Source organism: Pseudomonas sp. 300 (assembly GCF_055803035.1).
This window is the reverse complement of the sequence record NZ_JAVLRV010000010.1, coordinates 43989-67666: the sequence shown is the minus strand read 5'-3', so window position 1 is coordinate 67666 and position 23678 is coordinate 43989. Positions and strand designations below refer to the sequence as shown.

17 protein-coding genes and 5 pseudogenes are annotated in these 23678 nt (G+C 52.7%); 8 read left to right on the top strand and 14 right to left on the bottom strand.

Annotation, left to right across the window (positions count from 1 at the left end; all coding sequences use genetic code 11):
• Window positions 1–60 precede the first annotated feature (60 nt).
• The 8 genes and pseudogenes from Q7W83_RS29410 to Q7W83_RS29375 form a co-directional block, all read right to left on the bottom strand.
• Window positions 61–1188, bottom strand: a complete 1128-nt coding sequence (locus Q7W83_RS29410) for a LytS/YhcK type 5TM receptor domain-containing protein (RefSeq protein WP_473658502.1) — start codon at window positions 1186–1188, stop codon at window positions 61–63.
• Window positions 1189–1211: 23 nt separating this feature from the next.
• Window positions 1212–2330: a methyl-accepting chemotaxis protein gene (locus Q7W83_RS29405; RefSeq protein ID WP_473658510.1), complete on the bottom strand. Its 1119-nt coding sequence runs from the start codon at window positions 2328–2330 to the stop codon at window positions 1212–1214.
• 165 nt (window positions 2331–2495) lie between these two features.
• Window positions 2496–2801, bottom strand: a pseudogene (locus tag Q7W83_RS29400) (PAS domain-containing protein); the annotation flags it as partial.
• A 444-nt stretch (window positions 2802–3245) separates the two neighbouring features.
• Window positions 3246–4016 carry an EAL domain-containing protein gene (locus Q7W83_RS29395; protein WP_473658500.1) on the bottom strand — a complete coding sequence of 257 codons (771 nt, stop codon included), beginning with the start codon at window positions 4014–4016 and terminating at the stop codon, window positions 3246–3248.
• Between the two features lie 71 nt (window positions 4017–4087).
• Window positions 4088–4522 (bottom strand): annotated as a pseudogene (locus tag Q7W83_RS29390) (methyl-accepting chemotaxis protein); the annotation flags it as partial.
• A 111-nt stretch (window positions 4523–4633) separates the two neighbouring features.
• Window positions 4634–5314, bottom strand: a pseudogene (locus tag Q7W83_RS29385) (PAS domain-containing protein); the annotation flags it as partial.
• Window positions 5315–6172: 858 nt separating this feature from the next.
• Entirely contained in the window at window positions 6173–6583 is a 411-nt protein-coding gene (gene uraH, locus Q7W83_RS29380; RefSeq protein ID WP_473658498.1) for a hydroxyisourate hydrolase, read from the bottom strand.
• 10 nt (window positions 6584–6593) lie between these two features.
• Entirely contained in the window at window positions 6594–7097 is a 504-nt protein-coding gene (locus Q7W83_RS29375; RefSeq protein WP_473658508.1) for a GlcG/HbpS family heme-binding protein, read from the bottom strand.
• A 150-nt stretch (window positions 7098–7247) separates the two neighbouring features.
• Between Q7W83_RS29375 and Q7W83_RS29370 the strand changes: the two genes are divergently transcribed.
• From Q7W83_RS29370 to Q7W83_RS29360, 3 genes are all read left to right on the top strand, one after another.
• Window positions 7248–7919 carry a heavy metal response regulator transcription factor gene (locus Q7W83_RS29370; protein ID WP_473658495.1) on the top strand — a complete coding sequence of 224 codons (672 nt, stop codon included), beginning with the start codon at window positions 7248–7250 and terminating at the stop codon, window positions 7917–7919.
• Complete coding sequence (locus Q7W83_RS29365) at window positions 7916–9286, top strand: heavy metal sensor histidine kinase (RefSeq protein ID WP_473658493.1); 1371 nt, start codon at window positions 7916–7918, stop codon at window positions 9284–9286. Before Q7W83_RS29370 ends, Q7W83_RS29365 begins: the two co-directional genes overlap by 4 nt.
• A 377-nt stretch (window positions 9287–9663) precedes the next feature.
• The gene (locus Q7W83_RS29360) at window positions 9664–11223 is read left to right on the top strand and encodes a diguanylate cyclase domain-containing protein (RefSeq protein ID WP_473658491.1); all 1560 of its coding nucleotides are present in this window, start codon (window positions 9664–9666) and stop codon (window positions 11221–11223) included.
• A 106-nt stretch (window positions 11224–11329) separates the two neighbouring features.
• On the opposite strand, the gene Q7W83_RS29355 is transcribed toward Q7W83_RS29360, so the two are convergent.
• The 5 genes and pseudogenes from Q7W83_RS29355 to Q7W83_RS29335 all read right to left on the bottom strand — a co-directional run bounded on the left by Q7W83_RS29355 (window position 11330) and on the right by Q7W83_RS29335 (window position 15469).
• A complete protein-coding gene (locus Q7W83_RS29355; protein ID WP_473658489.1) occupies window positions 11330–11659 on the bottom strand; it encodes a hypothetical protein in 330 nt (109 codons plus the stop codon).
• A 43-nt stretch (window positions 11660–11702) separates the two neighbouring features.
• A pseudogene (locus Q7W83_RS29350) lies at window positions 11703–11810 on the bottom strand (hypothetical protein); the annotation flags it as partial.
• Between the two features lie 713 nt (window positions 11811–12523).
• Window positions 12524–13450 carry a MurR/RpiR family transcriptional regulator gene (locus tag Q7W83_RS29345; protein WP_473658506.1) on the bottom strand — a complete coding sequence of 309 codons (927 nt, stop codon included), beginning with the start codon at window positions 13448–13450 and terminating at the stop codon, window positions 12524–12526.
• A gap of 69 nt (window positions 13451–13519) precedes the next feature.
• Window positions 13520–14634 (bottom strand): annotated as a pseudogene (locus Q7W83_RS29340) (succinylglutamate desuccinylase/aspartoacylase family protein).
• 58 nt (window positions 14635–14692) lie between these two features.
• Entirely contained in the window at window positions 14693–15469 is a 777-nt protein-coding gene (locus Q7W83_RS29335; RefSeq protein WP_473658487.1) for an ABC transporter substrate-binding protein, read from the bottom strand.
• A gap of 350 nt (window positions 15470–15819) precedes the next feature.
• Between Q7W83_RS29335 and Q7W83_RS29330 the strand changes: the two genes are divergently transcribed.
• Window positions 15820–17523, top strand: coding sequence for a cyanophycinase (locus tag Q7W83_RS29330; RefSeq protein ID WP_473658485.1), 1704 nt, complete (start codon window positions 15820–15822; stop codon window positions 17521–17523).
• 1210 nt (window positions 17524–18733) lie between these two features.
• Window positions 18734–19723, top strand: a complete 990-nt coding sequence (locus Q7W83_RS29325) for a TerC family protein (protein WP_473658483.1) — start codon at window positions 18734–18736, stop codon at window positions 19721–19723.
• Between the two features lie 213 nt (window positions 19724–19936).
• Here the strand turns inward: Q7W83_RS29325 and Q7W83_RS29320 are convergent, their stop codons facing one another.
• Window positions 19937–20401, bottom strand: coding sequence for a cupin domain-containing protein (locus Q7W83_RS29320; protein WP_473658481.1), 465 nt, complete (start codon window positions 20399–20401; stop codon window positions 19937–19939).
• Between the two features lie 125 nt (window positions 20402–20526).
• Here Q7W83_RS29320 and Q7W83_RS29315 point away from each other — a divergent pair, with 125 nt between their 5' ends.
• The 3 genes from Q7W83_RS29315 to Q7W83_RS29305 all read left to right on the top strand — a co-directional run bounded on the left by Q7W83_RS29315 (window position 20527) and on the right by Q7W83_RS29305 (window position 23668).
• Window positions 20527–21318 carry an AraC family transcriptional regulator gene (locus tag Q7W83_RS29315; protein WP_473658479.1) on the top strand — a complete coding sequence of 264 codons (792 nt, stop codon included), beginning with the start codon at window positions 20527–20529 and terminating at the stop codon, window positions 21316–21318.
• An 803-nt stretch (window positions 21319–22121) separates the two neighbouring features.
• Window positions 22122–22694 carry a TetR/AcrR family transcriptional regulator gene (locus Q7W83_RS29310; protein ID WP_473658477.1) on the top strand — a complete coding sequence of 191 codons (573 nt, stop codon included), beginning with the start codon at window positions 22122–22124 and terminating at the stop codon, window positions 22692–22694.
• Window positions 22691–23668 (top strand): DMT family transporter, encoded by a 978-nt coding sequence (locus Q7W83_RS29305; protein ID WP_473658475.1) that lies wholly within the window; start codon window positions 22691–22693, stop codon window positions 23666–23668. The genes Q7W83_RS29310 and Q7W83_RS29305 overlap by 4 nt, the downstream gene beginning before the upstream one ends.
• Window positions 23669–23678: the final 10 nt, after the last annotated feature.

Sequence of the window (23678 nt, the reverse complement as noted above, 5' to 3'; positions counted from 1 at the left end):
AAAATACGCGGACACCATCGCCCTTAATGCTGGAGTTCGGAAGGTGTGTTGGCTGGACGCTTACTGATAAAACGCCAGACTCTGGCGACCAGAACTGAGCAGGCTTGTTCGCTGTCCAACAGCTTCCTCGGTGCTGTAACCGGTGATTGTACTAAAGGCCTGATTGACTCTCAGAATGCGGTTGAACTCGTCGGTGATGATCATGCCCTGCTGCGTTTCAAAAGCGGCGGCCGCGATGCGCAACTCATGCTCGTCATCGACCCGCTGAGTTACATCGCGGGCGATTACCACCACTGCCTGCTTACCATTGAGTTGAATATCCAGGCGCTGGGCGTGACCTTCAAGTATCTTTATGCCATCTGCACTCTGTCGAATGTATTCGATACGTTGCGGTCTCTCGCTGGCCAAGGTCTGTCTAATGAGCTCCATAAAACGCTCGGCTTCGTTTTGAGGCAATACATCGTGCACGCTTTGGCCAATGCGTGCGGTCAGGACATCACTGTGCGCCTCCTTCTTGGAAGGGGTCACCTCTAGATAGAGTCCATCTTCATCCAACACCAATAGGGTGTCAGGGATCGCCTCTGTGATTGCACGTAGGCGTGACTCCCTAAGTTCCAGGGCGAGCTCTGTTCGTTTGCGTTGCTCGATCTCCTTGAGCATCAAACCTAGTATGACTGTCGCAACTGGCATGACCAGCAGTAAGGGAACAGCTGCCTGTTCTTGGGTGGATGATGCTTGTGCTGCGGGCAACAGAAGCATATCTAAAACTTGCATTAACAGGCCTAAAACCCAAAGCTGCCAAGGGCCGATAGTAAGCTTACCTTTTAAGGAGTAGTGCCGGTAAAGCAGGCCAAATAGTATGGATAGACCGATCTCCACCAGGCCAAACGCCATACCGCTGCCGCCCACCCATATTCGGTAAATGCCGGCGATTAGGCCGGCAATGCACGCCACGAGTGGCCCGTTAAATAGTGCGGCCATGCTCAGAACTACGCTACGGCCATCGAAGTACATTCCGGGCTCTGGGGAGATGGGGTTCAGCATACTAATCAAACAAATAGCACCGAATAGCAGCCCCAAAACCATTTGGATGGCTGTGCTGCGCTTGTCCCAACGTCGCGTAATGAAAGCGTGCATCCAGCACAAAGCCAAAAGCAATGCCGCTCCATTAATTAGGCTGATAATCAAACCGCTCCCTCCCCTGGGTAGAGCTACCTGTTGAAGCGCTCAACCAGGGCTCGCAAACCACGTGAAGTAGTTTCAAGCTCACCGCCACGAGCGACTGCTGCGTTAGCATTTTTAGCTGTTCTATCAACCGTCCCTGCGACGTTGTTGATCTGCCGAGTAATATCTTCGGCGACATGCGCCTGTTCTTCTGACGCGGCAGCCATTTGCTGACTCATGCCACTAATGCGTTCAACCGCTTGGCGAATACCTTGAAGCGCTCCTTGAGTTTCTATAACTTGTTTCACGCCGTGATCTGCCTCGCGGATACCGTGTCTGGCAATACTCACTGCGTCATCCGCACCCTTTTTAAGGGTTTCAATAACACTCTGAATTTGTTGGGTAGACACGCGGGTTTTACTGGCCAAAGCGCGAACTTCATCAGCGACCACAGCAAAGCCTCGGCCTTGTTCACCAGCCCTAGCCGCTTCAATTGCTGCATTGAGCGCAAGCAAGTTGGTTTGATCCGCAATAGATTGGATCACACCAGCAGCAGTCATGATTTGCTGCGTTTCATTGGCGAGTTTATCCACCGCAGTGCTGATGTTTGTTACCGTGCTAGCCAGAAGCTGAATCGCCTCTCTGGTGGTGCCGGCGACTTTGTCGCCTTGTTCTGCTAGTTCATTCGCCGTTTGCGCTTCAATTGCGGTTTGTTGAACATGCACCGCCACCTCACCGATTGATGCCGCCATTTCAGTCATGGCCGCTGCAGTCATGTCTGTTTCGGCCCTCTGCTCCAGTAAGGCATGCTCGGTTTGGTTAGAGAGCAATGAGGAGTGTGCAGCAGCTTCAGTCACCTGGTTAGCCAGATCGCTCAGCCGAGTTAAGGCGGTTTTAAGGCGAGCATCTTCGCTGACCAGCACCATTTCCAGTTGCGCTGAAGGGCCGTATGTATCGCTGTAAGTGAGGGCGCTGATCGGATCGCTGAAAGCGTCAGGAGCGCTCTTAATGATTAGATGGAGTTGGTTAACCTCGCGCGTATAAGTCCACAATCCAATGGCTAGAAAGAGCATGGCGATTATTGTTTGCGCCAGCAGATTCGGCAGCGTGTTAACCACTCCGATAGCTGCCAGTGCCGCAATTGCCGGGACAATCAGCCTGCCCATAAAAGCGGCATAGTGGCGCCTTTTCGGTACGGCCTTTTTGCCGGCACGAAGCCGCTGATACAGTGTTTGTGCACGCTCAATCTGTTCGCGAGTCGGCTTGACCCTTACGGACTCGTAGCCGACTAGATGGCCATTTTCGAGAATGGGAGTGACGTACGCATTGACCCAGTAATAATCGCCATTTTTACAGCGATTTTTTACGACGCCCATCCAGCTTTTTCCGGCCTTCAGGTAGCTCCACATCATCCCAAAAATGGCAGGTGGCATGTCAGGGTGGCGAACCAAATTGTGTGGGCTACCGATCAGCTCCTCACGGGAGTAGCCGCTAATTTTCGCGAACTCATCATTACAGTAGGTGATTTTACCGCTGGAATCAGTAGCTGATATTAAGCGCTGCTGGGCAGGAAAAATTTGCTCAACAGGCGTAATCGTTTGGGTTGTACGCAAGGTTAATTCTCTACAAAAAGACATACGTTTTGGCTATTGTGCCATTACTTCCGCTATTGCCGTCATTTTTGTGAGGTTATTGAGCTGAATTGAAGATTGCCGTCTTTACATTGCGTAGTATTCCGTCAAGGACGGTATCAGTCTGGGGAGCACGTCTGCCGTAGATTGCATGGAGGCTAGGGCATCTGGCTTGGCAGGGAAATAGAGAAGGGGGTGATGGGCCTCAATAATTCAGAGCAAGATCTAAAACGCGACCTCCAAGGTGCCGTCTTAGACCTGAAATTGTCAGTGGTCGAGTTGAAAGTACATGACAGTGGGTGTTCAACGTCGACGATCTAGGCGGTGCGGTTTCAAGGGGAGCACAAAGGAAATGGAGCAATCCGAGTAATGCTGTGAGCAGACAGATTCTCCGCAAAAGACTCAGAGTATTGATCGCTTTGATGTATAAAAAATTAGGGTGCCTTATCCCTAGTCAACGTTCAGAGGCGGCCATTTCACGTTTGGAAGCGATTCATATTCGGGCTTTGCAAACAGATAGCCCTGATAGTAGTTAATGCCCAGAGCTAGTAACTTCTGCAATTCAGTATTGGTCTCTACGCCCTCTGCAATAACTTCAATATTGAGCGCTTTGCATACACCTAGTATGCCTTGGACGATTGCCTGCCGCACCGGGTCAGTGCATATGCTACGTACCAAGGTCATGTCCAGTTTGATGATGTCGGGTTGAAACTCCGCCAGCAAATTGAGCCCCGCGTACCCAGCGCCGAAATCATCTATCGCTGTCTTGAAGCCTTTAAGACGATATTCTCGAATGATACTTTTTAGATGTTCCTTATCCACCAGTTCTTCGTTTTCGGTGATCTCAAAAATCAGTCTTTCGGTGGGAAATCCAAATCTGCGTGCGGCTTCAAGTGTCGCACGAATGCACGTGGCTGCTTGATATACCGCATTGGGTAAGAAATTGATGCTGACAAAGCAGGGTATTTGTAAGCGCGAAGCAAGCTCAACAGCCTTGACTCGACATGCTTGGTCAAAGGCATAACGGTTCTTCTCGTTCACCTTTCCAAGAATGGCAGCGGCACCACTGCCATCGCAACCACGTACCAAAGCCTCATATGCAAAAATACTGTTGTCGCGCAGATCTACGATTGGTTGGAACGCCATACTGAACTCAAAATCCAGTTCTTTGCCATTCCTGCAGGCCCTACAAGTAGGGACTGGTTGTGATTTTTCGTTCATTCAAAACCTATTTTTCAATTACCATCAATGTGTCGGTCAAACCAGGATTTTGCTCAAGCCGCAAGGCTGAATCATCGTGCCAATGTCGACGAGAGATTGCTGATCGCGTGTACGACTTGGCGAGCACTATCCTGAATATCCAGGATCACTTGACCAGCCTCACCGGCTAATTTGACTCCTTGTTCTGCCTTGCCTTTACTCGCCTCCATCCTGGCCACTGCCCCCTGGGCCAATAAACGATTGTGCTGCACCACCTCGACAATTTTGATGGTGGCCTGGCTTGTGCGCGAAGCCAGATTGCGCACTTCGTCAGCAACCACCGCAAAACCTCGACCCTGCTCTCCGGCACGAGCGGCTTCGATGGCGGCGTTTAGCGCAAGAAGATTCGTTTGTTCGGCGATGCTACGGATGGTCTGCACGATGCTGCTGATTACTTCCGACTGCTGACTGACATCATTGATACCTTCGGCTGCGTGATTCAATTCGCCAGCCAGGCTTTGCATGACATCCACGGTCTCCTGCACAACTCGCGCGCCTTCGTGCGCTGTATTGTCGGTTTTCAGTGAAGTCTCGTAAGCCATGCGTGCTGCTCGTGACTCAGTTTCCTGCTGGAGAACCTGAACCGTGATATCGCTCGCAAACTTAACTACTTTGTAAAGGCTGCCGCTGGCGTCGAACACCGGATTGTAAGTCGCACGTAACCAGACGGTTTGTCCCTGGTTGTTGAGGCGCTTGAAGTTACCGGAGAAAAATTCACCGTGATTCAGGCGCTCCCAGAACTGGCGATACTCGTTGGATTCACTTTCGCTACGCTCACAGAACAAACGATGGTGCTTGCCAACAATCTCATCGAGGGGGTAACCCATCACTGCAAGGAAGTTCTCGTTGGCACTGATGACTTCTCCCTGCCGGTTGAACTCAATGGTTGCCATGGAACGGTTAATCGCGTTGATTTGACTTTCCTGCTCTTGTTCCTTCTGTACCCGGGCAGTGACATCAGTAGCAATCTTGACGACCTTAATCACCCGTCCAGAGGCGTCGCGAACAGGGCTATAGCTAGCCTCCAGCCAGATCTCACGCCCCTGTTTGTCCAAGCGCAGGAAGCGGTCGTTTATGGACTCACCATTACTCAGGCGTGACCAAAAACCTTGATAAGCGACGCTGTTGGCGTAGGTCGGTGTACAGAATAAGCGGTGATGCCGGGAGTGAATTTCCTCAAGGCGATAGCCCATAACGCTTAGGAAATTGTGATTGGCGCCGAGGATCGTGCCATCAGGTTGGAACTCAATCAGAGCCATGGAGCCACCTAATGCTGCGAGGGTGGCTTCGCAGACAGCCAAACGCTGCTTGCTTATGGTCAGTTCTTTTTTGATTTGCGAGTTGAACATACGAACCTCAGTGGCTATGGACTGCTTGGCACTTTCATCAATCCAACGCAAAACCTATACAGCGATATGAAGATTGTACAAGAAAATTCAAAATTGAACACGAGGGAAGCATGTTGATCGCGAGCAATGCGCTGATCGGGTAGGGGATTGCGCACCTGCAATAGACTATTGGTTTACGTAGCTTTTGCACTCTCGGCAGAGCACTCGATATCCGACTGAAAGGGGCGCGCGGATTGCACCTCAAGTGATTTTAGTCGCCTAAATGCCTAACGTCTGCGGCACGAGAGCGTCAAGGCGCGGGCTCAATCCGATCACAACGGATACCAATAAATAGCGGTTGTGACTCATTGCCGCCTCTGCGCAGGTCATTGATCTATAGCGCGCAGAACGGGCATTCATCGATAAAGTAAGGCGTCACCGCCTGCTGATCAGTCTTGTGCGAATTTCATGGTCTTGTATAGGTTTGTATCAAGTCTGTACAGGAACACACTGAGGATGGACGCTATTCTTTGCGCCTTGAAATCCACCGCATGCCTTGTCTAGGCATGATCAATCGGGTGGGGCGATCAGTGGCCTGCAGTTCATGGTCGAGGATCAGAAGGGTGCTGTCACCGGCATCCCCCCCTGAAACGTGAACCAAGCCTAAGGAGTGAGCGTGGTCATTGCTTAAGGTTTTGATGCCGAAAAATTAATCGACAGTACCGCCCTTTTGAGCAGGGGGCGGCTGTCTTCACCTTGGGGCGGTATCCATTTGGTATCGCTTAACGATCAATTTCCTCGGTATGTAGAGAAGCCGTAAGGGCTGAGAAGCAACGGGATGTGATAGTGAGGAACGGTACCGTCCACCTCAAAAATGACGGGTACCTCCGGAAAGAAGCTGGACGTTTTGTGCGACTTGAACCACTCACCAGTCTTGAAGGTGACACGGTAGGTACCTTTCTCCAGGCCCCGACCTTCCGGATACAGCCCGGTGATACGACCTTGCTCGTTGGTTGCCGCGCTGTTGAGCATGTTCCAGTTTTTCCCATCCTGCTTTTCCAACGTGACATTGACTCCAGGGGAGGGCAGGCCATCCTGCAAATTGAGTACATGCACGCTCAATGGATTTGTTGCCGCTGATGCAAACGCTGAAAGGGCACTCAATACAGCGCCAGCGAAGAAGCTCTTCAATACAGTCATGGTGATCTCCTTAGTTTTTAACGGCAGGTAAAACTTTGTTGATAGCGACCTCTGCACAACCTTCATCCTGTGCAGCGCCACCCGCACCGGCCACACCGATGGCGCCGATGACCTGACCATCGAACTTCAATGGCACGCCTCCACCGAGTAGCAACAACTCATCAAGGGTGTTGAGGTTTTCAGCATCTGGATTAGCGCGAGCGCGCTCAGCTAACAACCCCGTCGAAGTCTTGGTCGACAGGGCGGTATAGGCTTTGCGTTGCGCGGCTAACGTGTTGTGCGGGCCGACATTGTCATCGCGTTGCACGGCAACCAGATTGCCGCCACGGTCGACAACTGCGGCAACGGCTGTGCGGCCATCGGCATGACAGGCGGTCAGCGCGGCCGTTAGCAAATCGTTGGCCATTGCAAGTGACACGTCCTGGCGCTGCGCAACCTGATCCGGAGCTGCAACGGCGAACGCAGAGTTCATTGCGAGTGTGATCAGCAATGAAGTCGATAGGCTTTTACGCATGCTGTTTCCTTGGTTGGTTGAGTCTGTCTGGGTCATTGCCAGACATCATGACCAGCCCGCTCCGTCAGAATGATTACCTCCTGATTACCAATATGTAATGTGAGAAATCAGCGAGGCGGGCTAGCCTGTGCGCCAGTCCTGGAGGAAAAAATGCGTATCCTGGTGGTTGAAGATGAAACGAAAATGGCGGATTACCTGCGCAAAGCCCTGACTGAATCGGGCTATGTCGTAGAGGTCGCCCTTGATGGGCTGGATGGCCAGCATTTGGCACAGGAGAGTGAGTTCGATTTGATCATTCTGGATGTCATGATGCCGGGGTTGGATGGCTGGCAATTGCTTCAAATCATCCGGCGTAAGTGGCAGACCCCAGTACTGTTTCTCACCGCACGTGATTCAGTTGATGATCGGGTCAAAGGGCTGGAGTTGGGGGCCGATGATTATCTGGTCAAACCCTTTTCCTATGCCGAGCTGTTGGCACGCGTTCGCACGTTACTGCGCCGTGGCCCGCCTCGCGAGGTGGAGCATTTTGTGGCTGGTGACCTGAGCCTGGACTTGCTGCGACGCAAGGTAACGCGCAACGGCGAGCGCCTCACCCTGACCAACAAGGAGTTCGCCCTACTGCACTTGCTGCTTAGTCGAGAAGGGGAGGTGCTATCGCGATCGCTGATTGCCTCACAGATCTGGCAGATGAACTTTGACAGTGACACTAATGTGGTCGATGTCGCTATCCGTCGCCTGCGGGCCAAGGTTGACGATCCATTCTCGCTCAAGTTGATACACACAGTGCGTGGTATCGGTTACATGCTTGAGGTGCAATCTTGAATCTCTTTCCGCGCACCCTGAGCCTGCGCCTCGCGATCATGTTCGCTTTGGTCAGCGCACTTTTACTGGGCTCCATTGGTTTTTATCTTTATCAATCGTTACAGCGAGAGATTGCCTGGCGCGATGATCAGGCCCTGCTTGGGCGCCTGGAGCGAATGCAAGCATTGATCAGCGATAGCGACAGCATCGAGCAACTGAGAGGTCGGCCCAAGCTCTACGAAAACATGTTGGGCAATCGCGACAGTCTGCTATGGATTGTCGATCACACCGGCAAGGTGTTGATCGAAATCAACCCAGTGGGTATGACGTTTCCAAAGTTGCCGGCTGCCCCTCACGCTCGCCTCGTTGACGATCACTCTTCCGAGCCAGTGCGGCTTGCCTGGCAGGATGTCACGCAGGGTGATCGCGGTTTGACCCTGATCGCCGGCAAGTTGTTGAGTGAGCGCGAACAAATGCTGGGGGCCTACCGACTCAAGCTCTGGCTGGCCATGTCAGTCGGCGCGCTGTTGGCTTTCGCACTCGGCTGGTGGGTGAGTCAACGAGGCTTGCACCCTGTGCGCCTGCTGGCCAAGCGCGCCGCTGGAATCGATGTGCAGCATCTGCATCTGCGGTTGGACGAGTTCAATGAACTGAATGAGCTCAAACTGCTCTGTAGTGCCCTCAACCAGATGCTTGCACGCCTTGAGGACGGATTCGCCCAGCTTTCACGCTTCTCGGAAGACCTCGCCCATGAAATGCGAACCCCGCTTGGCAACCTGATGGGACATACCCAGCAAGCTCTGAGGCGCAGTCGCTCTATCGAGGACTATCAGAATTTGTTGGTTTCCAATCAGGAAGAGTATGAAAGGCTGGCCCGCATGATCGACAGCATGCTGTTTCTCGCTCGCACCGAGCAGCCAAACGCTTGCGTAAAATTCGAGCAAATCAACCTGCACGATCTCATTGAGCAACTATGTGAGTATTTCGAAGGCGTGGCGCAAGAGCGAGATGTGCAACTGATAAACCAGACCCAGGATCAGTTGCTGGGGGATCCAGGGTTGATCCGCCGAGCATTGGCCAACTTGCTGGCTAATGCGCTGCGCTACGCAACTCCCGCCTCTGCAGTGACTATCAGCAGCGAGATTTCGGAGGACTCGCTCAAAATCACGGTGCACAACTACGGCGAGCCGATAGCAGCCGAACATCTGCCACGATTGTTTGAGCGCTTTTACCGGTGCGACCCATCACGTAATCAGCCCGACGACTCTGGGGGGCTGGGATTGGCCATTGTTCGTTCGATTATGCAACTGCATGGCGGTTGTGTAACCGTTGATAGCACTGAAGCAGGCACTAGCTTTCACTTGGGGTTTACCCTCAAAAACGCCTGAACTCGAACCGAAAGCCTTGTACTTGGCACAGCGGATACTGGCAAATTGCCCTATAGTGAGTTTCGTTGCAGTGTTGATCGCGTAGGAAGCATGCAAATGGGGCTCGAAAGGTTTTCTTTCGGGTACATGCGAAAGGGGAGACGCAGTGCTGAGCATGAATCCGAAAGCCTACTACGCCATTTTTGAGGAGATAACCTTACGCGGCGTCATTTTTCAATCGCAAATATGCGCATCAGATATGATCCCTTTGGAATTATTTTCAATACTAGACGACCTCCAAATCGGTATGTCATCGGTCATTCACCCCCAATTTCGCTTGGCTTCAACATTACTAGCCAAGGCACGGTTCTCCCTCTGTGCCTTGGAAAGTGGAAGTGATGTTTACTAAGCGGCGCAGCTCCCTGGCAGGGTTCATTATCCTGGCTGTCGGCTTGGTTGGTTTTTCGGCCCTGTTACTGCTGAAGTCCGAGACTGAACGTAGAGAAAAGCGTTTCTCGGAATACGTGCAGAATATTTCCGGCATCGTGCGCAATCAGCTTGATACTAATGAGGCTGTGTTGGCGGGTTTCTCGGCATTTCTTCAGGCCGTCGATCAGAGCGATACGGAAGCTACGGCCCGGTATGCGGCTGTCGTTTTAGCCGCTTACCCTCATATTTACATGCTTGAGGCGGCGCGGGCGGTACCCATCGCCGAACAGGCAGCTTTTGAAGATCTGTTGCGCCGTACTTGGCGTCCAGACTTTCAACTCAAGGACTTTCCGAGTCTCACTCACCAACCTGCGCAACATCAGGTCTATCTCAATGAGACTTGGCCTGTATTGTTCATGTACCCCTTACTCCCAGAATCGAGTTCGATCTATGGCGTCAAGCTAGAAACCGTCGCCTATCTGTCCTATGCGTTAGCTCGAACACACAATAATCAGAAGCCGGTCGTATCGCCTGTTTTCTCAATGTATGAGGGGGGGGACGCTTACATTCTGATGCAGTCAGTCAGTCGTCCTGAACAGGATCGAGAGAACACCCGCCCCAATTTCTTTGGCAGCAAGATGGTGTCTTTGCTTTTGATCAAGACGGGTTCGCTACAGGATGCGGTGAATTATGCAAACGTCGACCCCCTGGTTCACGTCAGTGCGGTTCTGAAAACTGCTGCAGGAACTGAAAGCAATGTCTTTTCAACTCAGACCGAGCAAGCCTGTATCCTGGATCGCCTCCTATTACCGGCTCTATCTGACCGAGTCGAGATCAGGAGTGTTTCTCAACCGATGACCTTGTTGTTTGAGCGTCAGTTGCGATTGGGCGATATTCTGACAGTGGAAACATTGATAGTCCTTGCGGTTCTCGCGGGGGCATTCGTGCTTGTGCCTGTAATGTTGATTCGGCATTTCAAAGCGATCGAAAGAGCAGAGGTTGAACATGAACGCTCGGCTTATCTCGCAACCCATGATGTTCTAACCCAATTGCCGAATCGCTACCTCTTGGCCGATCGTTTTGATCAGGCGTTCTCAGACTGGAAAGCGAGTGGGACTGCGTTTGCCGTTCTGTTGATCGATCTCGATCATTTCAAGGACATTAACGATAAGTATGGCCATGAGATTGGTGACCAGGTTCTCAAGGCAGTCGCCAATCGCATGCTTCAGGTCACGCGTTCTTGTGACACCGTAGCACGCTACGGTGGAGATGAATTCGTGATTCTGATCACGGATCTTATCAATCCAGAGAGTGCTGAGCAGTACGCTGAGAGGGTACTGGAAGCCATTGCGCAGACAGTAGCGACAAGCGCAGGAGAGCTAACACTGTGGTGCAGTATCGGAGTCTCTCTGTGTCCCAATCATGGCCAAAGTCTGAGTTCGCTGCTGAAAGCAGCGGATCAGGCAATGTACGGCGTTAAACAACTGGGGCGCAAAGGAGTGGCGATGACCGAGTCCCCTGAAGCTTGAGATGGTTACCTAGAGTATGTTGCTTCCGAACACCGCAGTCGTATTGTCAAGGCCAATGAAGCTAAGGAAACCAGCGCATGTGAATATCCTTGAGGGCGCCGTTGGCCTAGATGCGTCGATAGCTCTCGTCATACATCTCCAGCGCTCGCGATCCGTCCGGATGGGCCAAGCTAAATCCAATCGTGGAGTCCAGCATTCCGCAATTGAAGGCGATGCGCACTAAATCCTCAGTGCCCGACTGTATGGCCTTTTGATTTCTGGCCTCAAGGTCATTGCTCATCACCAATACCGCCTGAAAACGCCGAGCAGCGAGTTTTTGTAAGCTTGTTAAATCGGAGAGTGAATTCTCGAACACCACCCCTGAGGTTTGGAGCGCCTTCACCTGAGCTGAGTATTCATAGTCTCTGGTGATGCCAACGACAGTGCCGGGCGGCAAAACACATTTTCCATCTGGAGGCTTGGGCATGGGGGGGGGCGGCGAAAAAGTCGACTACTCGCACCGGATTTGTGTCACTGACGTAGTCGTCAAGACTTCCGGGAAGCAAAGTGCTTTGTCCGCGATGCTCACCTTGAATGAAACGTTTCATGGGCAATCCTGCGTTAACACTTTGGGCAATCATAGCAACGTTAGCCGGGTCTTCACGTACTCTTACGTAAGCACGATATGCTACTAAATTTGGAGTTGAAGAGTTTACCCATGGATGTAATTTCAGCGCACCGACTTTGTAAAAATCACCGAGCCCAAATTGAAGCAAGTGATCGTTGTGGCTGTTTTTACTGCTTAAGTGTGTTTTCGTCCGCAGAAATCACAGAGTGGGTCGATCTGGATACCACCGCTTTGTGTCCGAAGTGTGGGATTGACTCGGTCATCGGCTCAGCATCCAGCGCGCCGGTTAACCCAGAGTTTCTTTCGAAAATGAACGAGTACTGGTTTTAGACGATCCCATCAGTCGATGGTTTCCGGTCTGTCGGGCATCTACACAGAACGTGGTTTGACCCAGCGCCTTACGATGCTGCTGATCGAATACGTTTTTACACACTCTGGGCCGATTGTTGCCTGTCGCGAAGGGCTGAAAAGTGTCGTTCTTTGCCGGATGTCACTACTGTTTGCTCTGCTCAAGTCGAACGCAAACGGTTGGTCAACAGCAATGCAAATGAGTGGTAAAGTCCATGCAATTGCGCACAAACGACCTTATCCTTACGGTCATCGCTATCGCGACCAATTCACTCGCCGAGCTTTCGCCACTGAAGTTACATTGCTGAGCGTAAACTGTGCCGCGACGGCCATTTTTCACAGGTGTTAACGGCTAAGCGGCTTTCTCTTCGAGCTTGGCTTGCTATTCGCAGAAACATGCAGGTAGGACAGCACACTTTCAGTTAGCTCGGCAGAGAGCCTGACTGCTTCCTTATTTCGCGTCATGACGGCGGCAACCAAGCCCTCGATCAACGCTAAAACAGCCGAGTTTGAGCTGATGAGTACTGGATGGTTCGCCGCAGCAAACAGTGCGTGATGCGCGATGTTGGCCAAAGGCGATGCTGGCGAGTCGGTGATGGCTAGCACCGAGGCTCCCCGTTCTTTGGCAAATCTCGCTAATTGCAGTGTGTCTTGGGAGTAACGGGGCAGCGAGATCGCCAGAAGGACGTCAGCGGGTGTGATGGATGCCAATCGATAGGCGGCGTTCTCGTTGCCACCTTCCATACTGATTGCCTGCGCATCGGCAATGAAGGGAATCAGGTTGGAGGCGGCAAGTCCTGCCATGTAGGCGCTGTTTCCAAAACCAAGGATGTAGATTTTACGCGCCTGGATGAGTGCACTGACAAAGGCTTCGAACACTTCTGAGGAGTTGTTGGTGTTGGTCGTGCTCAGGTTGCTGGTTGCGATTTGAAGTTGCTCGGTCAAACCGAATTCCCCCAAGGGCCGGTGGGCCATCTCATTGCGCAACTTGTCGACGGGCGAAACCATGTCTTGCAACGTAGCGACCAGCTCTACTTTTAATTGCGTGTAGCCCTTCAGTCCTATCGCCCGAGCAAGCCGATTGACTGCTGCCGGCGAAGTCATAGACTCTTGGGCCAGTTCTTCGATGGTCAGGGTTGCGGCCTTCAGTGGATGACGCAGGATGAAGTCAGCCACCTTGCGCAGTGACGGTTGCAAATCGGGTGCAGCCTCTGCGAGGTTGCGCATGATGGGCGCTGTATAAACGGTGGCATTGCGAGTAGGTTGGAGCATAAGTTGGGCCGGCCTGTCGATCAGTTGCCCCAGTGTATCTGAAGCGAGCGAAATCACGGGAGTGCCGCCTCAATCGGTCAAGAGGCGGCCATGACGAATGGGGTCGCTGCCTGTGACCTTGGCTAGCCACAGGCCGGGTTGGGCAAACCGCAGGCGCTCACGGGCATAGAGCACGCCGTGGGTGGTAGCGCAAACGCGTGTATGACGGTCAGTGATTGGATCGAAGACTTCAAATAGCGCGTCACCTTTGTTTACCCTTGCACCCAATGGTTCCAGAAATGAAATGACCCCGGCGTGTGGTGCATAAGCATACTGCGCCCCTGCAAATGGCGTGGCTTCACAGTACGAGGGGGGCATTTTTGGCCAGTCGCCGCTGATCATCTTCAGGTCACCCAAGTACGCCAGAATTGCTTCTGCATGGGCTTGGGCAGCGACGTGACCGGTGTCCGTCATGCCGCCCAGTTCTATGGTCGTCGCCATGCAAGCCATCGGAATGGATGTGTCTGGAAATTGCCTGGCCAATTGGAGCCAAGGGACGGAGCACGCTTCGTCAAAGGAGTCACCACCGGCCGCTTCAGCCAGTAAAGCCGCGCCGGCGCCGAGGCGGTTTGCCAATGGTTCAAGTGATTCCCAAAGTTGTGGCAGGCTATAAAGCAGAAGAATGGACTCAAAGTCGCAATGCAGATCAAGCACCAGATCCGCATCACAGGCGTGAGTCAACAAAAGGCGTTTTGCAACCCTTCAAGCGGGGAGTTCGCTTGAGGCAGCTCGGTCAGCACTTCGTGCATGGCTGCTCGGATGACCTCCACATTATCCTTGGCCTTTGCGTTCAGGCGTCCGGTAACCCGGGCAGCCACCGGTTCCCCGAGTGACGGGAAATCCCGATTGAAATTCTTGCCACTGGCAAAGTCGAATCGCCCCTGATGAGTGGCTTGAAACATCTGTGACAACCCGATGGGATTTGCCACCGGAACCAGTTCAATCGTCGCGTTCAGCCGACCTTCTTGCTCCAGCTCGCGTAAGCGCTTTTTCAGCTCGACCGCAACGCGCATGCCTGGCAATTCATCCGCGTGCAGCGATGCCTGAATGTAGGCTTTGCGAGGGCCGCTACCAAAACGAAAAACCGACAGACGTCGTTCGATACCCGGGCTGCCCCAGGGTAGCAAGTGCTCAATGTGTTCCATGCAAATTTCCTGAAGAAGGCAGGCAGGAATCGCTAAAAAACGACTCCTGCTCAGGTGATCAGCCGCCGTAAATATCGTAGTTGAAGTACTTGTTCTGAATCTTCTGATAAGTACCGTCTGCGCGAACGGCGTCGATGGCGGCGTTCAGTTTTTCAGCAGTTGCCGAATCGCCTTTGCGTACCGCAATACCCGCGCCGTTACCGAAGTATTTGTTATCGGTGAAGTCCGGGCCTACCAATGCGAAACCCTTGCCTGCGTCGGTTTTGATGAAGCCTTCATCGATGTTGACGATGTCGGCGAGGGTGGCGTCCAGGCGTCCGGAGGCTAGGTCAAGGAACGCTTCACCCTGGGAGCCGTAGCGCACGACTTCAATGCCCGCCGCGGCGAATTTGTCACTTGCATAGCGATCGTAGGTAGACGCGCGCTGCACGCCCACCCGCTTGCCTTTGAGGTCAACCAGCGGGTCGTTGACGACAGTGCCGGCCTTCATCACCAACTTGCCAGGGGTGTGGTAGTACTTTTTGCTGAAATCGACCGATTTAAGACGATCGGGCGTGATCGACATGGAGGAGAGGATCGCGTCGATCTTGCGTACCTTGAGCGATGGAATCAAGCCGTCGAACTGCTGCTCTGTCCATACACATTTGACCGCCATTTTCTCGCATAGCGCATTGCCAATGTCGTAGTCGAAACCGGTGATTGCGCCGTCTGCTGTCTTGGACGCGAAGGGTGGATAGGCCGCTTCGATACCGATGCGCAGTGTCTGTTCTTCTGCCATCGCGAAGGCGCTCATGGCAGTCAGCGCCACGGCGCCTAGAAGTGTGATTAATTTCATTGTGCGACTCCTTATAGCGGGTATCAGGGTAAGTAGAACGGATCGAAGAGCAGGTATGGCGCTTGACTTGAATCGGGAGCCACCACGGCAGTAATGAAACAATTATTTTCATGAAATGTAAAACAAGAAAATAGTAGCCTCATACTGCATGGTGAAAAATTGATCTTGTTTGTCTTGTAAGTAATTGAAATAAAACGATTAAATCGATTGTTGTTGCTTGGAAGTCGTTTTTTAATCCAGATCCTAGACCTTGATCAGCCAAAAAAGGCGGCGTATAAGCTTTCGTTTGTGGTCAATCTGATAGAAAAATTTTCAGATTGGCGCTGTCAGGATCGGCTGTGAAGCCATTTATGTTCTCCCCACAAAAAGAGCAAATGCGGATGAGCAAAGTGAGAAAGGGCAGGGTGTTGGTCGCGTTGGCTATCGCTTCTTCAGCGACGTCGGTGCTCGCGGATGGCCATTTACTGGCGGTGGGGGGCATGCTGAGGGCTAGCAACTTGCCCGTATATCACAAATTCGTGGATCTGGCGGGCGGGTCTGATGCGGCAAAGATTGTGATTTTCCCCACTGCCAGTGGCAGCCTGGGTTCAAGTAAGCGCTTTCAAGCCGAGCTGGTGGCGTTGGGTGTGCCGGCTTCTCACGTCACGATTGCGTCGATCGACAGCAAAAATTACGTACAAACAATGAATGACCCCGAGGCCGTCAGGCCGATCACTGAGGCAAGTGCCGTGTGGTTTGTGGGCGGCGATCAGGCGCGAATTGCCAAAGCGTTGTTTAACGCTGATGGGAGTGATTCGCTGGCGATGCAAGCCGTGCGCAAAGTGTATGAGCAGGGCGGAGTCATCGGTGGCACGAGCGCGGGGGCAAGTATTCTCGGCGCACAGATGCCGACGGCTTACGGGGTTGTCATGGACACGTTGGACTTCGGTGTAGCGAAGTCTGCCGGGCAGCGTGGTGCGGCATTGCTCAAAGGTTCTGGCTTGTTCAAGGGCGGGATAATCGATCAACACCTGGATCAGCTCGAAGAGACCAGTACCGGGCGAACCGCGCGCATGGCCAGTTATCTGGTCGACAACCCGCGTAGCAAGGGTTTCGGATTGGATACCAACACCGCCATGTGGGTGAAGCCTGACGGTCAGATCGTGGTCATTGGCGAAGGTTATTTGACGGTGATGGATGCCAGCCATGCGACCAAGCGGTTCGGCGTCTACGGCACTGAACTGCATAACGTGCAGCTCGCGATGCTGGGCAACGGCGATCATTACAACCTTTCGACAAATGCAGTCTTACCGGCTGAAGGCAAGGAGGTCATCAAGCCGGGTGATGAGTATCTGGTGGGTAACCAACTGATTACAGACCTATCGGCAGTGGCGGCGATGCGCCGGGCGGTGCTGTATGGTCTCGCGGACAACACAGCTACCCATCAATCGGGGTTGATGACTAGATACAATCCTGCCAATGGATACCATTACGGGTACCGGTTTGATTTCACCAAGGCCGCAGGTTTTGTTGCACACAGCAAGACTTATGACTCATTGACCAACTACACTGCACAGGGCGTGAATCTGGATGTCACGCCAGTTGATGCGAGATTGAGACCTGCGCAAAAAAACGTACCCGCCGACATCCCCGCCAATCAAACATCCGATGCGGTGCGGGCGGTGGTTTTCCGGGGGCTGATGACCTGTAACGAGGCAAATGCCTTTGAGCCGGCCCGTGCCATTACCCGAGGCGAGTTAGCTAACACGTTGCAGATGACGTTGGCCGGTGAGATGAAGGTCGACAAACGCGTTGGCTTCACAGACCTGCCGGCGGATTCCCCATTGTTTGATCAAGCCCAGATTGTCGTTTCCAACGGCTGGATGAAAAGCGGGCCGGCGTTCGAAGCGAGCAAACTGGTCACCCGGGCAGAGTGGGGTGAAGCTGCCAAGGTTTTGGTTGCGCAAGGTCGTATCACAACGGTGGTACCTGACTCGAGTAAGGCTTCGACCGTTCGCCGTGATGAAGTGGCCGAACTGATCGCCCGGGCTTACGATCTTGGAGGAAAATCTTGAAGTCGGCTGTTATTCGGCTATGCAACCCATGCGCGCTGACTAAATGAATTGACTCAGATGCCCCTCGACCAGATTGAGATTTTCGCACTCTCTAACCTGTTTGCCGGTGAGGAAATAAGCTCGGCCTTAGCCAGGTGTGACAACCGAATGTTTCGAGTGATTGCGCGAGAGAAAACCAACGCTGGCTTTTACTCGATCATTGAGTGTTCGCTAGAGGGGCGATGGGCAAATGAAGTGAAGGAACGGTGCTGGACATTCAATCATGCCTCCCTGAGTCAGCGGGGCGTCTTTGTCTGCTGGTGCGAGGACAACCGGACTATGTGTCTGGAAGCTTTCAGTTGTTCGGGCGGATGGCCTTCGGAGTTGTTGCCCGAGCAATTGTGTCTTGCGACCTGCGCTTAAAGTACATTCCAGCAGTAAGCATCCGGGATATCAGGCGCTCAGATCAAAGTGACAAAAACCGTTGCGAGTGTACATCTGACTAAACGCGCTCAGGATTCATAAACGCATGCTGATGGGTGATATGTAATTGCTGGTCGGAGTAGCCCGAGGTTTTGATTCTATTCCAATAGCTGCTTCAGGCCGGGCAATGGTAGTCGTCGCAGACGCTAAAATCATTCTGTGTGTGTCAGCGACCTGAAAATCTTCAAGCACACTCATGAGCGTTCTCAAGAATGTACGTCCGGAGCGAGTGCCCGACTCTTGGCAGTAGGAAGTCTCCGTCAAATCTGACGTACTTCCGACTACACCCCGCAGGCGCGTTGGATAACTGGAACAGCAAGCCTTACAAATTGATGACGAACACCTTGGGCGGGATTTCGCAGGTGCGATCCCAGGCCCTGTGCGCCATAACGTTTGTTTATGTGGGATAGAGCCGATTCCGTTCGTAGAAATCAGAGGAGCAGGAATAGCGGTGCGCGAGGTGGGTTGTTCGCCTTGAGGCAAACATCACTCCGGTATCCTGAGCCCCGCTATGCTCATGTCAATGCTCGATTTTTCGTGGGCTTACAAGCGAGCGACAGTAGTAAGACTCGATGTTCCGACTCCCAGTATGACCTACGTACTTGAAACACCTTGCAACCCTTGCGAGATTGAGAAATTCCGCGCGTCTCTCTAGATTTTAAATCGCAATGCCGGGCCCCTCTGACAGCTAACCGCTGCCATGTCGGAGTTGCAGTTTGTATAACTTCGACACTTAGAGGAGGGGCTCATGACTGCCCTAGAACCGTTCTTCCTGGCCGAGTTCCTCGGCACAGCAACTTGGTTGTGGCTGGTTTTTATAAGCATCGTGATGGGCCTGTTGGTCTTCGACCTCGGGGTTCTCCACCGTGAGCAGCGAGAAATCGGCGTTACTGAAAGTCTGCTGCTGTCTGCTGGCTATATCACGGCTGGCTTGCTGTTCGGCCTCTGGGTCTGGCAAGTCAAGGGCGGAGACGCCGGGATGGATTTCTACACCGGCTTTCTGATCGAGAAATCGTTGTCGATGGACAACGTGTTCCTGATGGCGATGATCTTCAGCTTCCTCTCAATCCCGCGTAAGTATCAGCACGAGGTGCTGTTCTGGGGCATTCTGGGTGTCATCGTGCTGCGCGCGATCATGATCGGCCTAGGTGCTGCGCTTATCGCCGAGTTCAGCTGGATTCTCTATGTGTTCGGCATCTTCCTGCTTCTCACCGGAGTGAAGATGCTGTTCAGCAAAGTAGATGCCCACCCTAATCTTAGCGATAACCTGCTGGTGAAGTTCCTGCGCAAACACATGCGGGTGACCGAACAACTGCATGAAGGGCGCTTCTTTGTGCGTCAGTCTGATGCTAGCGGCAAGTCCGTGGTCTGGGCGACGCCGTTGTTCTTGGCTTTGGTGCTGATCGAGTGTGCCGACCTGGTGTTCGCCGTGGACAGCGTGCCAGCGATCTTCGCCATCACCCAAGACCCCTTCATCGTCTACACCTCGAACATCTTCGCCATCCTTGGCCTGCGTGCGTTGTATTTTGCCCTAGCGGCGATGATTCACCGCTTCGCCTACCTCAAGTACGCGCTGGCACTGGTGCTGGTGTTTATCGGTGGCAAAATCTTCCTGGTCGGTATCATCGGTAAGATTCCGGCGGTCATTTCCCTGAGCGTGACACTTGGGCTGCTGCTGGGCGGAGTGCTGCTGTCGCTGTGGAAAACACGCGACCAGGTCTCTGCTGGCTCGAAGTAGTAAATCCAAAAAGGTGGCGGCCGCCAGTCGGCTGCCTCCTAGCGAATTGGCGACTCTGAGAAATGGGGACAGTAACTCTAAACCAAGGTCAAAAATGGATCATCCATGGCTCTGCTAAGCTCGTGTCAATACCGTTTCAATGAGATGAGCGAATTCAGGAGTTTGCTCCGACCGATGGCACAGCCATAAGGTATCTCGATTCTTTTTCACCTTTTATAGATAGCTCAGACCATATCGTTGCTGAAGCTGGAGCAGTTCTTCCCGACTGGGCTTTTCGGGAGCGAGACGACGTATCAATTCACCGGCTTCCCTGAAAAAACCCTCTGCTCCTCCAGGAGTAAAGGTGGTGAGAAATCGACAATTGCTATCACCGTCGTTCTTAAAATACTGCTGTACGCCGCGCGGAGCAACGACGTAGCTGCCTGGCCCGGCCAAGTGAAAATCCTCGCCAATCTGCATGGATAGCTGTCCTTCAAGGATAAAATTATTTTCATCCTCGCCCGTGTGAATATGGCGCGGTACGACACCTCCAGGCGGGAGTACGGTTTCCATAAGCGAATACAGTCCTCCTGTTTCGTTAGCAAACACCTTGATGTTCATGAGAGCGCCTGTAGGGTGCAAAACATGGTGGCCTTCATCAGGACTGATCATGCGCGCTCTGATCGGATCACTACTCATACTTTCCTCCAGTAATTTTTGGGCGGGTCGACGGGTTAGCCATCTCAAACTTATGGAGGATTTTATCGGCACCAGTCGTGGTAGAATTCGTATATTAAGTCAACTTATCTGCAAAAAGCGTCAAAATGGCAAAGAACCTACTTCCACATTCCGGCGCGTCAGGAAAAATCGTAACTGCGATCAGCTTTACGGCTTTGAGTGAAGAACTCTCGGGATCAAATACTCATCTTCATGAGCAGGGGCAACTGGTCTTGTCTATGCAGGGGGTTGTCGCGTGCGAGGTGGCCGATAACCATTGGATAGTGCCACCTTATTGCGCTCTCTGGATTCCTTCTGGCGTTCCCCACCAAAGTCGTGCCTCTGCCAACGCTCGCGGCTATTTCCTTTTCGTCACCCCCTCAGCATCCACTCTTCCAGACGAGTGCTGTACGTTCAGTATCAGTGCCATGCTGCGCGAAATGATTATTGAGCTATGCGAAGGTCGCAGCGACCGCAGTACTAGCAGTAAAGATCTCATCACCCAATTGCTGCTTGAAGAGTTGAGCTCTATGCCAAGGGTGAGTACACATTTCCCAATACCAGCTGATTTGAGGTTGCGGCGGATAGCGGAAGCATTGATCAACGCGCCTGATAACAGAAAAACGCTAGAGCAATGGGCAAGTTTTGGCGGGATGAGCGAGCGCACATTTTCACGTCAGCTGTTCAAGGACACCGGCATGTCTTTTGGTAAATGGCGTCGACAGCTTCATCTGATGGTCGCGCTGAAACTGCTGGCTGAGGGGAAGAGCGTCCAACAGGTAGCAGGAGACCTTGGGTATGAGGCCGTAACGAGCTTTATCAGGATGTTCAAGCTGGCGCTCGGCACCACGCCGGCAAAATATGTTTCATTACCCGATTTGGGACGCAAAAGGAAATAGGCTGAAGATTGCTTTCTGCACGCTCGGACTTGTCTTCATCGAGATTCGTTGCGCTTAGCGGGGCGCTAACGTTCACGAATGGACATTAATAGCTAAAACGGTCTGCAAGCTTATAGCCAACACACCATCATATAATCGACTGCGTCTGATTCAGTTCGTCGACGATATCCATTATTTGCCGTGCCCGATCTGTAGCGGACTTGTCCCCATCAAGCTTAAAGACAGCACATGTAAGCACAGACAGCCATTCCTGATGCGTTGCCAATCTCCGTCCTGGGATGCCTCCCTCATCATGCTGGGCTGCCCAGGCCAGAAACTCCGGTTTAGATTCACCGAATCGTTTTATTTCTCGACGTTTAGCCTCTCTAACCTGAGTTCAACAGGAAGGTAAAGGAACACCGCAAGATCAAATCTATTCTCAAGCGGTTGACCCTAGCGCATTACTGAGCCGGAAACCACGGCACGGCCATGAAAGCGCATTTCTTTTAGCAAGCGCTCTCCTCGCTGGGTTTTGTCTGCCAGATTTTGATATAGCGGATCACTCGACAACCACAAAAAATCACCTGCTTTCAGGTGAATTATGTTCGGTTCCTTTTCTAACGCATCCGCTAAGGTCGTGGTGCCGCTAACCACGCGGCTGTGGTCTCTCTTAGCTAGCGGAACAAAATTTCTGATTGGACTTACTGCTGAGTCGGCATGCTGCGGTCAGTGTCGTATTTTCCATGATTCCGGTCGTATTTGGATGCTCCCAATACTTACCGGTCAGTATAGTCATCTCCGTCTCGATGCCGGAGTGCCTTAAATTGGACAATACCCGTGAGCGCTTGATTGACTCAGCGCTGAAGCTGTTTCTTTCACAAGGTATATACATTACTGGTGTGATGGCCATCGCCGCGATGGCAGGTGTTACCAAGATGACGCTCTACAGCCATTTCCCCTCCAAGGATGCGCTGATAGTGGCTTGCCTTGAGGAGCGTGACCGACGCTGGCGTAAAGAGGTAGCGCGCACCTTGGCAGGGCATCCTGACCCGGTCAGTGGCATGCTCGCTTTTTTCGATTTGTATCAACGCTTTCTTTTGCAAGATAGCGAACGCGGGTGCCTGTTCGTCAACAGTGCGGCTGAATTCCCCCAGCTTAGCCACCCTGTACATTTGGCAGTGAGCAGGCATAAGCAAGGAATACGCGAAAATCTTACTGCATTGGCCATGAGCGCCGGTATAAGCAACCCTGACGTAGTTGCTGAGGGGCTGTTTATCTTACTGGAGGGCAGTTTTGTCAGCGGCGCCATGGGCCAGGACGTGCGGGTATTCGACACTGCCCGGCAAGTAGCTCATTGCTGGATCCGGAAGCAGTGTCAGCAGGGGCAGAGCGTATGACCCTAGGCTTATTAGCTGCCATTGCAGCCACTTTTTCCTGGTCGCTGCTCTACATCTTTCCGGGGTTGGTCGGCGATTACAGCCTTTTTGATCTGGCAGTGGTGAGCTATGCCTTTGCCGGCTTAGGTAGCTTGCTCGTGCTGTTTGTTTACCGTAGCGAATTGCGGCAACTGCGATTGAGTGACTGGGCCTGTGCCGCACTGCTGGGCTTCTTAGGATACATCGGCTACTTCTTCCTGATCACCACTGCGGTCTTGGCAGCTGGGCCGGTGATCCCTCCGGTAATGATGGGGTCAGTACCGATCGTGCTCGCGATTGCCGGCAACATGCGAAGCTCCAGTGTGCCCTGGCGTGCCATTGCCGGGCCGCTGTTGCTCGCGGCTTTGGGCATAAGTTTGGTCAACTTGAGCGTGTTTGATTTTAGCGCCGCAAAGGTGGTGCTCCCGACCGATTCGATACTGCTTGGGCTTCTCGCATCGTTAATCGCAATTGGATTTTGGACTGGTTTTGGATTGTTAAATGAAAGTGCTTTGGCTCAGCGCCCAAGCATGTCCCCCATGTTGTGGTCAGCCATGCTGATCTTCATGTGCAGCGTCGAGATGCTGGCCTTCATACCCGTTGGTTTGCACTTGAACCTGTCCCACTTCGCTAGCCATCCGAGCGGGTTAGCAGGTACTCAGGCGCTAATAGTCTGTGGGTTGATTCAGGGGTTAGGGGCCACCCTTGCAGGTGCCTGGGCATGGTCAATTGCAACTCGACGTCTGCCTCTGGCGCTCAGCGGGCAATTGATCGCCAGCGGAACCATTTATGCAACTACGATGGGCCTGCTGATCAACCAACGCTGGCCCTCTCCTATGGAAGCGCTTGGGACAGGGTTGCTATTCATAGGGGTAGTGTGGGCTATTCACGCCTTTTATCGCAGGCAAACAAGCCTTGCGACGCGTGGTGGGATGACTGACCTCAGCCAAAACTAATGCGACTTTG

What these genes read in the sequence shown, in the direction of transcription:
- Q7W83_RS29405 (WP_473658510.1), bottom strand. Translation starts at nt 2,330, where the DNA reads ATGGGCAGGCTGATTGTCCCGGCAATTGCGGCACTGGCAGCTATCGGA.
- Q7W83_RS29395 (WP_473658500.1), bottom strand. Translation starts at nt 4,016, where the DNA reads ATGAACGAAAAATCACAACCAGTCCCTACTTGTAGGGCCTGCAGGAAT.
- uraH (WP_473658498.1), bottom strand. Translation starts at nt 6,583, where the DNA reads ATGACTGTATTGAAGAGCTTCTTCGCTGGCGCTGTATTGAGTGCCCTT.
- Q7W83_RS29375 (WP_473658508.1), bottom strand. Translation starts at nt 7,097, where the DNA reads ATGCGTAAAAGCCTATCGACTTCATTGCTGATCACACTCGCAATGAAC.
- Q7W83_RS29370 (WP_473658495.1), top strand. Translation starts at nt 7,248, where the DNA reads ATGCGTATCCTGGTGGTTGAAGATGAAACGAAAATGGCGGATTACCTG.
- Q7W83_RS29360 (WP_473658491.1), top strand. Translation starts at nt 9,664, where the DNA reads ATGTTTACTAAGCGGCGCAGCTCCCTGGCAGGGTTCATTATCCTGGCT.
- Q7W83_RS29345 (WP_473658506.1), bottom strand. Translation starts at nt 13,450, where the DNA reads ATGCTCCAACCTACTCGCAATGCCACCGTTTATACAGCGCCCATCATG.
- Q7W83_RS29335 (WP_473658487.1), bottom strand. Translation starts at nt 15,469, where the DNA reads ATGAAATTAATCACACTTCTAGGCGCCGTGGCGCTGACTGCCATGAGC.
- Q7W83_RS29330 (WP_473658485.1), top strand. Translation starts at nt 15,820, where the DNA reads ATGTTCTCCCCACAAAAAGAGCAAATGCGGATGAGCAAAGTGAGAAAG.
- Q7W83_RS29325 (WP_473658483.1), top strand. Translation starts at nt 18,734, where the DNA reads ATGACTGCCCTAGAACCGTTCTTCCTGGCCGAGTTCCTCGGCACAGCA.
- Q7W83_RS29320 (WP_473658481.1), bottom strand. Translation starts at nt 20,401, where the DNA reads ATGAGTAGTGATCCGATCAGAGCGCGCATGATCAGTCCTGATGAAGGC.
- Q7W83_RS29315 (WP_473658479.1), top strand. Translation starts at nt 20,527, where the DNA reads ATGGCAAAGAACCTACTTCCACATTCCGGCGCGTCAGGAAAAATCGTA.
- Q7W83_RS29305 (WP_473658475.1), top strand. Translation starts at nt 22,691, where the DNA reads ATGACCCTAGGCTTATTAGCTGCCATTGCAGCCACTTTTTCCTGGTCG.